Origin of the sequence: Snodgrassella alvi (assembly GCF_002777425.1) — a bacterium.
In the GTDB taxonomy this organism is placed as follows: domain Bacteria; phylum Pseudomonadota; class Gammaproteobacteria; order Burkholderiales; family Neisseriaceae; genus Snodgrassella; species Snodgrassella alvi_B.
The window spans coordinates 1-8,524 of record NZ_MDVC01000013.1 but is presented as its reverse complement, the minus strand read 5'-3'; the positions used below and the strand labels follow the sequence as shown (position 1 = coordinate 8,524).

Here is an 8,524-nt window from a genome sequence, read left to right as displayed (position 1 = left end):
TTTGCACAAATTGAATAAATAATATTATGATTTTTATCAATAATATCTGTTCGCTTAAGTAACGATCCAACTTTAGGAAATGCAAAATTTCCACTTATTGGTGCCCACCAAAAGCCATTCTGTATCCATGTGGTTCCATCATTGTAAGATATACTGTAATAACCATATTTATAACCTGTGGAATTATTTTCGAAATCCGGTTTTGGAAAATCATTTTGTTCTTCACTATTTATAATGGTAGTCATGTCCAGCTTATTCTCCATAATTCAATCCTTTTATAAAAATTAAAACGGATGTTTTAGTTAAAATTACGTAGCAAGATTTTTTCTTAGTTATCTGCTATGTAATTTAAATTTCAACCTCCATAAATATGAGTATAAAATCACGCGAAAACCGCAATTTAGCAAATAAGTATTATTAATATTGATCTTAATTTATCAATATTAAATAAATATATAATTGCAATTTTTATACCCATAAAAAAATCCGCTTATTTCAAAGCGGATTTAATCTAAAATCTGGCGGAGAGGAAGGGATTCGAACCCTCGATACGCTATTCACGTATACACGCTTTCCAGGCGTGCGACTTCAACCACTCATCCACCTCTCCGTGAGAATGGAATTGCGCGCATTATAGCGAGACCTTAACTTTCTGGCAAGAACTTCAGCAACACTACGCTTATAAAATCAGCGATAGCAATCCTGCCGCAATCAGTGGTCCCACCGGCACACCGCGTAAAAAAGCCACCCCGATAATGGTGCCAATCATCAAACCAGTCACAATTGTCGGGTTTACCTGCATCAACTGCACACCCCGCCCACCAAGCCAGGCAACAACTGTACCCACCACCACAGCAGCAATGGTTTTCCAGCTAGTTACCAGCGCAGCAATCTGTGCCGGCTGCACCTTGCCCGTAATCAAGGGCGCCAGCACACCTATCATCAGCAGCATAATACCCAGTTGCAGTCCATACTTTTCCAGTACCGGCGCATATTTAAGTAACGGCGTTTGCTGTACCAGCAAAATAATCAACGCCGAAATGGTTACTGAAGGATTATTTCCCACGATACCCAAAGCCACAAACAGCAACAGCAACAAAGCATTTGCATTACTTGCCCAGAAAGACATATTTATCCCCTGCTTAAAGATTATTGAAAATAGTTTCCACATGCGCATTCAGCCAACATCGCAGCTGACCAACACAAAGGTGTCAAACAATAAACCATAATCAAAGCATGAGCAAACTCAAACCTCTTTGCTTGAAGCCTGTCCCACTTCATGAGGATTTAAACGCGCCTCATCTTCCTGCCCCAAATCCACCAGACTACGCAAACGTGTCATATAAGCATTCACGTCCAGCCCCTGTCCATAGCGTTGCGCCTGCCAGAGCGTTTCTGCCAGTGCCTCAATCATATCGTGTTCTGCTTTCACCCAGTCACCCGCATACTGCTCACACAAGCGCTGATGAATAGCGGCAATCCCAAACGGCTGATCAATCGCTACCTGTTCCTGTACCGATAAATGCAGCGACAAATGCAAAAAAGGATTCGTTTCCCCTTCTTCCGGCCGCCATGTCCGGGTTAAAAACTGTTCAACATTTTCCAGATAGGGCGCATACTCAGTATGTGCAGCAATAATCCGCAACGCCTTCTGCTGTAAAGCATCCAGCAACTGCGGCTGCTGACGCTTACGCCACACATCTGCAAAAAAAAGGCGCACATCATCCGTATTGACATCATACATAACAGCATTCATTCCAAACAAAATAATGCAAATTATAAATCAATGCCGCCAACATCGATAATTTCCTGCCAGCTTGTCGGCTAGCATAAAATCCATATCTGAATTATCTACAAAATCAAATTATGCAACAATCAATTAACAGTAACTAACAGCAAAGTATTCATCTCTATCCGTATAATTTCCTGTATAACATAAATATTTTGCTAATTATCAGCACCATAAGGAACGTAAAAAAGTAGCTGGCAGGCGATTGGATATTCAAATCATCATGAATTCATCATAAATATAGGTGCTAGCGGATAAAGCCAATCTTGTTTACCAACAGCTTAAGTCATTTGCAGCAAATTATTATGGCATACATTTTGCCTGCACTGGCGCTTTGCTTTTTTCACAATAAGCTGCACTCCTGGCATGAAAAACAATGGTATGTCTGGTTCCGGCATACTCGCAGACTAAATAAGGATCCATTCGCGGGTCAATATTCCATATAGCTTTTTCTTTTTTAAATTCAGGAACTAACTCTGCATTATTAGTTATTGGACCATCATATAGACTGGCATTAAAAAGGCGGTAAACAGTGTGTTTATCAGAAAAAGTTTCGGGGCAACTCACAACAGGAGTCTGAGCAAGGCAATTGATTGATAAAAGACTGAATAACAGGCTGGTAAATAATATCGTTATTTTTTTGTTGTTCAATAACATAAAATTTAATCCTATCATTTGAAACATACCCTCCCAATCTCACAACTTTTTAACGGCTTACCGTTCCATTGATCATAAATGTTGATACCCTTTACAGTTTGATTGACATATATCACATCCTAACTATGTCATAAATATAAGAGTCAGCAAATAAAATACCTGTTCTCACTAATAGCTTAAGTACTTAGCAGAAAATTGTTATTGCATACATTCTGCCTGCACTGACACTCCTTTTTTTTCACAAGAAGTTGCACCCTTGGCATCAAGGACAATGTAATGACTGGTTCCGTTATACAGGCAGACTAAAGAAGGGTCCATTCGTGTGTCGAGAATCCATATTACTTTTTCTTTTTTAAATTCAGGCATTAACTCAACTTTCTTACAGATTGGACCATCAAATAATCTGACATTAATAAGCCGGTAAGTACCGTGTTCATCAGAAAAAGTTGCTGGGCAACTCACAACAGGGGTCTGACCATAGCTATTGATTGATACTATGCTAAGTAATAAGCTGGTAAATAATATTGCTATTTTCCTGTTATTCAATAACATAATATTGTTTTCCGTCATTAACAATTTTACCATGACCTCTGAATTCAATCTCACGATTCTACAAGAGCTGTCCATTCCATTGTTCATAAACACTGATGTCCCTTGCTGTTTGATTAGGATGTATCACATCAAAACTATGTTATAAACATAAGAGTCAGCAGATAAAATACCCGTTTTCACTAACAGCTTAAGTACTTAGCAGCAAATTGTTATTACATACATTTTGCCTGCACTGGTGCATTGGTTTTTTCACAATAAGTTGCCCCATTGGCATCAAGAACAATGTAATGATTGGTTCCGTCATAGATGCAGACTAAGGAGGGATCCATTCTTGTATCGAGAACCCATATTTCTTTGTCATTTTTAAATTCTGGCTTCAGCTGTACTTTCTTACATACAGGACCATCAAATAGCTTGGCATGATAAAGGTGATAAATAGTGTGTCTATCAGAAAAAGTTGCTGGACAACTCACAACAGGGGTCTGAGCATGACAATTGATTGATAATAGGCTAAGTAACAGGCTAGTAAATAATGTCGCTATTTTTTTGTTATTCGATAACATAAAATTGATCTCCAACATTAGAAACATAACCCCACCCTCTGAATTCAATCTCACGATTCTGCAAGAGCTGTCCATTCCATTGTTCATAAACACTAATGCCCCTTGCTGTTTGATTAGGATGTATCACATCAAAATTATGTTATAAACATAAGAGGCAGCAGATAAAATACCCGTTTTCACTAACAGCTTAAGTACTTAGCAGAAAATTGTTATTGCATACATTCTGCCTGCACTGGCACTCCTTTTTTTTCACAATAAGTTGCACCCTTAGCATCAAGAACAATGTAATGTCTGGTTCCGGCATACTCGCAAACTAAAGAGGGATCCATTAGTGTATCAAGAACCCATAGTTGTTTATCTTTTTTAAATTCAGGCACTAACATTGCTTTCATACATACTGGACCATCATATAGACTGACATTAATAAGCCGGAAAATACTGTTACCATCAGAAAAAGTTGCTGGGCAACTCACAACAGGGGTCTGAGCATAGCAATTAATTGATATTATGTTGAGTAATAGACTGGTAAATAATATCGCTATTTTTCTGTTATTCGATAACATAGAATTGATCCCCATCATTAGAAACATAACCGTGACCTCTGAATTCAATCTTACGATTCTGCAAGAGCTGTCCATTCCATTGTTCATAAATACTGATGTCCCTTGCTGTTTGATTAGAATGTATCACATCAAAATTATGTTATAAACATAAGAGGAGCAGATAAAATACCCGTTTTCACTAATAGCTTAAGTACTTAGCAGAAAATTGTTATTGCATACATTCTGCCTGCACTGGCACTCCTTTTTTTTCACAAGAAGTTGCACCCTTGGCATCAAGGACAATGTAATGACTGGTTCCGTTATACAGGCAGACTAAAGAGGGGTCCATTCGTGTGTCGAGAATCCATATTACTTTTTCTTTTTTAAATTCAGGCACTAACTCAACTTTATTACAGATTGGACCATCAAATAATCTGACATTAATAAGCCGGTAAGTACCGTGTTCATCAGAAAAAGTTGCTGGACAACTCACAACAGGGGGCTGAGCATGACAATTGATTGATAATAGGCTAAGTAACAGGCTAGTAAATAATGTTGCTATTTTTTTGTTATTCGATAACATAAAATTGATCTCCATCATTAGAAACATAACCCCCCCCCTCTGAATTCAAGCTCACGAGTTTGCAATGGCTGTCCCTTCCATTGTTCATAAACACTGATGTACCTTGCTGTTTGATTAGGATGTATCACATCAAAACCATGTTATAAACATAAGTGTCAGTAAATAAAATACCCGTTTTCATTAACAGCTTAAGTACTTAGCAGCAAAATTTTATGGCATGCATTTTGCCTGTACTGGAGCTTTGCTTTTTTCGCAATAAGTTGCACCCTTAGCATAAAAAACGATGGTATGCCTAGTTCCGGCATACTCGCAGACTAAATAAGGATCTATTCGTGAGCCAATTTTCCATATTGATTTTTCTTTTTTAAATTCAGGAACTAACTCTGCATTATCAGTTATTGGGCCATCAAATAGACTGGCATTATAAAGGTGATAAACGGTGTGTGTATTAGGAAAAGTTGACGGGCAACTTACAACAGGAGTCTGAGCCTGACAATTGATGGATACTATGCTCAGTAGTAGGCCGGTTAATAGTATCGCTATTTTTTTGTTATTCGATAACATAAAATTGATCTCCATCATTAGAAATATATTCGTGATGATTGAAAAAAATCGTACGACTGAATAACGGCCGTCCCTTCCATTGGTCATAAACATTAATACCTGCTGCGGTTTGATTGATATATATTGCAGCATGACCATGGTATTTACCTCTACTGTCAAATGTCGCAATTGCGGTACCTGGTCGAATACTATTATTACCTTTAACTCGAGCGCCTTTTTTCCAGATCGTAGTTTGTGGCGCTTTTGCAAAATATTTTACAACAGCAACACATTCATGAGATTCTCCAACATAAATTCCATCTTTTTGGTCTCTTTTGCGGTTCTCATCAACAACTTTCTTAACATCATTCAGATTCGCTAAATAAGCCATTTATTTTCCTTAATTAACATTATGTGGTTATCTTGAAGCCGGACAGCTTGCCTCATCAACTATCTTGATAAAAAATGTAACTAAATGTTAGTTTATTGGAAATTAGCACTCATAGCAATAGCAATTATTAGCAGTTTTTATTCAGACGAATGAATAAAATGCCAATGAAATTTTTACTTAATTACTGATTAAAAAAGATGTTATTCCCTCTTAAATTTATTTTTAGTCTGATTTTTAAATGCCGATTGATGGTAGTAATTAGTTTAAAATCAGCTTATAACTTTATGACTATGCATATACACCAAAAATAAAGTATAATTGGCAAACCATCTGGGGGCGACCTTGGTTTCGACGGGGGTTGCAAAGCAGATGCGTGCATACCGGGGTCTCAGATTCCCGTAAAACACTGAATTTATATAGTCGCAAACGACGAAACTTACGCTTTAGCCGCTTAAGGCTAAACGTTGCAACGGTTCGCCAATGGGCCGTGTGAGGCAACTCACCGCAACGACATTTACATTGGCTGGTTTAATGTTGTGTTGTCTGGCATTGAACGAGATTTACGGCAACTGGTTTACAAACAGCCTGTCTGTCGGCGGTTTGTAAATAAGATTCGAAGTTGGCAAGACTAAGTATGTAGATCGCTCTGTAGAGGACTTTCGGACGGGGGTTCGATTCCCCCCGCCTCCACCACTTATCCTACCTATTTTTTAGATACGACATCTAAATTTATTAATTACTGCGTTTCGCCTTTCATCTGCATAGACACAGCGATAAAAATATCATAAACAATTCACCCACCTCAGAACGCAAAAAAGCTCCCATTTAGGGAACTTTTTAATCAGCTGTTTAAGGTGAAGCATACCTATTAATTGATTTAAATTATAGCTATTTTTCTGGTTTACGTCAATATAATATATATTAACATATTGAAATAAAAATAAATTTAGTTTATAAATTGATTTGATGCTATATCAATTAACCAATACTTATTTCAGTGAGATAACAACATAATATTGAATATATCATTGCAGCCAAAATCATATCATCAGCTATAGGCCGTCGTACAATCCATACACACTATGGCAAATCCGTGCTCATAAACCCTAAGCACAGTATCCCCGAAAAAAAACAAATTAATGTCTAAATCTAATAATAGAACAGCCTGATAAGCCGGTTATCATAAATGGTAAATTATCTGATTAAATCAATTTTATAACTGTCTGAATATCATACACTCCTTGCCACTTGCTCTATCAGAGTCAAACTGTTTAGAAGAACTCAGTTTTACTGTTAGATTAATCAATTCACCTAACATTTATCAAAGCTCTGATCTATAGCAAATTGACGCAAAGCATAACACAATAAACTGATATTTAGCAGATAATCATCAACAAGCTTGACGAGTGGCCAAGTAATGCCAAGCAGGTCTGTCATATCTCAAAATGTGGGTAATCCTTACTGCTTTTCCAGTCACCACCCCACATAATTCTTACCCCCAGCTCAGCAGCAGCCTGTTTCATAGCCGCAGCAATCAAGTGAAATTTTTTCAAATCATTCCAGTCAATCGGATACGGAATCAAATCTATAGCCCTGCCGGTAACATGTTTACTGGCAAACGGATTATTTAACCAGGTTACTTTACTCAAATCCGGCTGCGCATATTTAGCAGGCACACCTTTCAGACTGCATTGCTGCGCGGTTCGGCCCTTGCCATAATTAATACAACACTGTTCATGCGTGCGCAGACCTTCCGTCACCATAAAATCCTGTCTGGTCAGTTCAATTGCCCGTTTGACTACCTTAACCAGACTAGCATCTACCCCATATAAACGTTGCAATGATCGATTACTCAATTTATACATTTTTATAATCCATAAAAAAGCAGCCCTCAGGCTGCCGGACACTTATTTATAATTATTCTTTTGTTGACTCATCACTACCAACAAACCGCTCTGCTTTTTTGCTCACAATATTAATTATGCGCTGTGCCAGTTTCGGTGCGGCTGCCTTGAACGCATCTAAAAATGACGTTGTTGACATACCGGCAAACACACCCACACTGGCAAAAAGCCATGGATGATTTTGCGGGAAAAAATAATCGGTTACTGCCGCAGCAAATATCATTCCCAGCAAAACAAACAAAATCGTCATAAACCAGCCATAACGTTTGTAATCTGTAACCAGTAAAGAACCAGCCAGCCCACCCATCAGCGCAAATAAAATACAGACCGAAAAAGCATCTTTCACTAACTCCATACTTTATCGTCCTTTATATTTCAAATCTTCAACCCGTTTTGTGTAGTTGATCAAATTACGCCCTGCCAGTGCACACACCACGGTTAACACAGGATAAGTAGTCATGCCTGTTGTTAAAGGCGGGTATGATGCCCAGAACGTAGCTGATATTACAGCCCATATCAGTGCAGATAAAATCAGTAAATAACCAGAAAGCACACTACAACGATTGGATTTAAATATCGCTATAATCAGCTGCAACAATGCCACTCCAATCAGTAATATCGACAATGTATAAGGGTGCAACAACAAAAAGCCTTTATACAATTTCAGATTAAAAACTTCGCTGCCACCCAGTAGAAACATGCCAGCAAAACCTATCATAATCAGCGCACTGGTAACTGTAATTACCCGTGTACCTGTACAAAATAACCATTTTTGCAATTTATCAGGCAAAAACCTCAAGTCCAGCAGCGAATGAAGTAGCTGCAATGCCAATTCCACATTTTTCATAAATCAACCATCAAATCCTCAAAAACAAAAAAACTGGCTCAAAAGCCAGTTTTAATACCTATTAATATTAAAATATTCATCTATTAATCATATTTTTCAAAAGTTTATTTTAAAATTCTAAATTTTCTTTTTATTCCTAACTTTTATATAAAA

General features: G+C 37.6%; 13 protein-coding genes, 1 tRNA gene and 1 other RNA gene. 1 reads left to right on the top strand and 14 read right to left on the bottom strand.

The genetic code is table 11. The features are described 5' to 3' along the window. The 11 genes from BGI33_RS02875 to BGI33_RS02825 form a co-directional block, all read right to left on the bottom strand. On the bottom strand, positions 1-245 hold a 245-nt coding region (locus BGI33_RS02875; RefSeq protein WP_218965108.1), incomplete at its 3' end, for a hypothetical protein. A 274-nt stretch (positions 246-519) separates the two neighbouring features. Next, positions 520-610 (bottom strand) — tRNA-Ser (locus BGI33_RS02870). A gap of 69 nt (positions 611-679) precedes the next feature. After that, on the bottom strand, positions 680-1,129 hold the full coding sequence (locus BGI33_RS02865) for a DUF441 domain-containing protein (RefSeq protein ID WP_037491105.1): 450 nt from the start codon (positions 1,127-1,129) through the stop codon (positions 680-682). Positions 1,130-1,246: 117 nt separating this feature from the next. Then, positions 1,247-1,744 (bottom strand): DUF1841 family protein, encoded by a 498-nt coding sequence (locus tag BGI33_RS02860; RefSeq protein WP_100089882.1) that lies wholly within the window; start codon positions 1,742-1,744, stop codon positions 1,247-1,249. 348 nt (positions 1,745-2,092) lie between these two features. Beyond that, on the bottom strand, positions 2,093-2,473 hold the full coding sequence (locus tag BGI33_RS02855; protein ID WP_144235335.1) for an STY0301 family protein: 381 nt from the start codon (positions 2,471-2,473) through the stop codon (positions 2,093-2,095). A gap of 171 nt (positions 2,474-2,644) precedes the next feature. Beyond that, positions 2,645-2,998: an STY0301 family protein gene (locus BGI33_RS02850; protein WP_144235334.1), complete on the bottom strand. Its 354-nt coding sequence runs from the start codon at positions 2,996-2,998 to the stop codon at positions 2,645-2,647. Positions 2,999-3,210: 212 nt separating this feature from the next. Continuing rightward, positions 3,211-3,561 (bottom strand): STY0301 family protein, encoded by a 351-nt coding sequence (locus BGI33_RS02845; protein ID WP_144235333.1) that lies wholly within the window; start codon positions 3,559-3,561, stop codon positions 3,211-3,213. Positions 3,562-3,770: 209 nt separating this feature from the next. After that, positions 3,771-4,124 carry an STY0301 family protein gene (locus BGI33_RS02840; protein ID WP_144235332.1) on the bottom strand — a complete coding sequence of 118 codons (354 nt, stop codon included), beginning with the start codon at positions 4,122-4,124 and terminating at the stop codon, positions 3,771-3,773. Between the two features lie 208 nt (positions 4,125-4,332). Further along, on the bottom strand, positions 4,333-4,686 hold the full coding sequence (locus BGI33_RS02835; RefSeq protein ID WP_144235331.1) for an STY0301 family protein: 354 nt from the start codon (positions 4,684-4,686) through the stop codon (positions 4,333-4,335). A 210-nt stretch (positions 4,687-4,896) separates the two neighbouring features. Further along, a complete protein-coding gene (locus tag BGI33_RS02830; RefSeq protein ID WP_100089876.1) occupies positions 4,897-5,250 on the bottom strand; it encodes an STY0301 family protein in 354 nt (117 codons plus the stop codon). Further along, entirely contained in the window at positions 5,237-5,620 is a 384-nt protein-coding gene (locus BGI33_RS02825) for a BPSL0067 family protein (RefSeq protein ID WP_100089875.1), read from the bottom strand. The genes BGI33_RS02830 and BGI33_RS02825 overlap by 14 nt, the downstream gene beginning before the upstream one ends. Positions 5,621-5,952: 332 nt before the next feature. Between BGI33_RS02825 and ssrA the strand changes: the two genes are divergently transcribed. After that, positions 5,953-6,313, top strand: a transfer-messenger RNA (tmRNA) gene (ssrA, locus tag BGI33_RS02820). A 740-nt stretch (positions 6,314-7,053) separates the two neighbouring features. Here the strand turns inward: ssrA and BGI33_RS02815 are convergent. From BGI33_RS02815 to BGI33_RS02805, 3 genes are read right to left on the bottom strand one after another with little or no spacing between them, the layout of a single operon-like run. Beyond that, on the bottom strand, positions 7,054-7,485 hold the full coding sequence (locus BGI33_RS02815) for a M15 family metallopeptidase (protein WP_180297020.1): 432 nt from the start codon (positions 7,483-7,485) through the stop codon (positions 7,054-7,056). 52 nt (positions 7,486-7,537) lie between these two features. Beyond that, complete coding sequence (locus BGI33_RS02810; RefSeq protein ID WP_100089874.1) at positions 7,538-7,879, bottom strand: hypothetical protein; 342 nt, start codon at positions 7,877-7,879, stop codon at positions 7,538-7,540. 3 nt (positions 7,880-7,882) lie between these two features. Further along, positions 7,883-8,371, bottom strand: coding sequence for a hypothetical protein (locus BGI33_RS02805; RefSeq protein WP_100089873.1), 489 nt, complete (start codon positions 8,369-8,371; stop codon positions 7,883-7,885). Between the last annotated feature and the right edge of the window lie 153 nt (positions 8,372-8,524).

What these genes read in the sequence shown, in the direction of transcription:
- BGI33_RS02805 (WP_100089873.1), bottom strand. Translation starts at nt 8,371, where the DNA reads ATGAAAAATGTGGAATTGGCATTGCAGCTACTTCATTCGCTGCTGGAC.
- BGI33_RS02830 (WP_100089876.1), bottom strand. Translation starts at nt 5,250, where the DNA reads ATGTTATCGAATAACAAAAAAATAGCGATACTATTAACCGGCCTACTA.
- BGI33_RS02855 (WP_144235335.1), bottom strand. Translation starts at nt 2,473, where the DNA reads ATGTTTCAAATGATAGGATTAAATTTTATGTTATTGAACAACAAAAAA.
- BGI33_RS02815 (WP_180297020.1), bottom strand. Translation starts at nt 7,485, where the DNA reads ATGTATAAATTGAGTAATCGATCATTGCAACGTTTATATGGGGTAGAT.
- BGI33_RS02840 (WP_144235332.1), bottom strand. Translation starts at nt 4,124, where the DNA reads ATGTTATCGAATAACAGAAAAATAGCGATATTATTTACCAGTCTATTA.
- BGI33_RS02810 (WP_100089874.1), bottom strand. Translation starts at nt 7,879, where the DNA reads ATGGAGTTAGTGAAAGATGCTTTTTCGGTCTGTATTTTATTTGCGCTG.
- BGI33_RS02865 (WP_037491105.1), bottom strand. Translation starts at nt 1,129, where the DNA reads ATGTCTTTCTGGGCAAGTAATGCAAATGCTTTGTTGCTGTTGCTGTTT.
- BGI33_RS02845 (WP_144235333.1), bottom strand. Translation starts at nt 3,561, where the DNA reads ATGTTATCGAATAACAAAAAAATAGCGACATTATTTACTAGCCTGTTA.
- BGI33_RS02835 (WP_144235331.1), bottom strand. Translation starts at nt 4,686, where the DNA reads ATGTTATCGAATAACAAAAAAATAGCAACATTATTTACTAGCCTGTTA.
- BGI33_RS02825 (WP_100089875.1), bottom strand. Translation starts at nt 5,620, where the DNA reads ATGGCTTATTTAGCGAATCTGAATGATGTTAAGAAAGTTGTTGATGAG.
- BGI33_RS02860 (WP_100089882.1), bottom strand. Translation starts at nt 1,744, where the DNA reads ATGTATGATGTCAATACGGATGATGTGCGCCTTTTTTTTGCAGATGTG.
- BGI33_RS02850 (WP_144235334.1), bottom strand. Translation starts at nt 2,998, where the DNA reads ATGTTATTGAATAACAGGAAAATAGCAATATTATTTACCAGCTTATTA.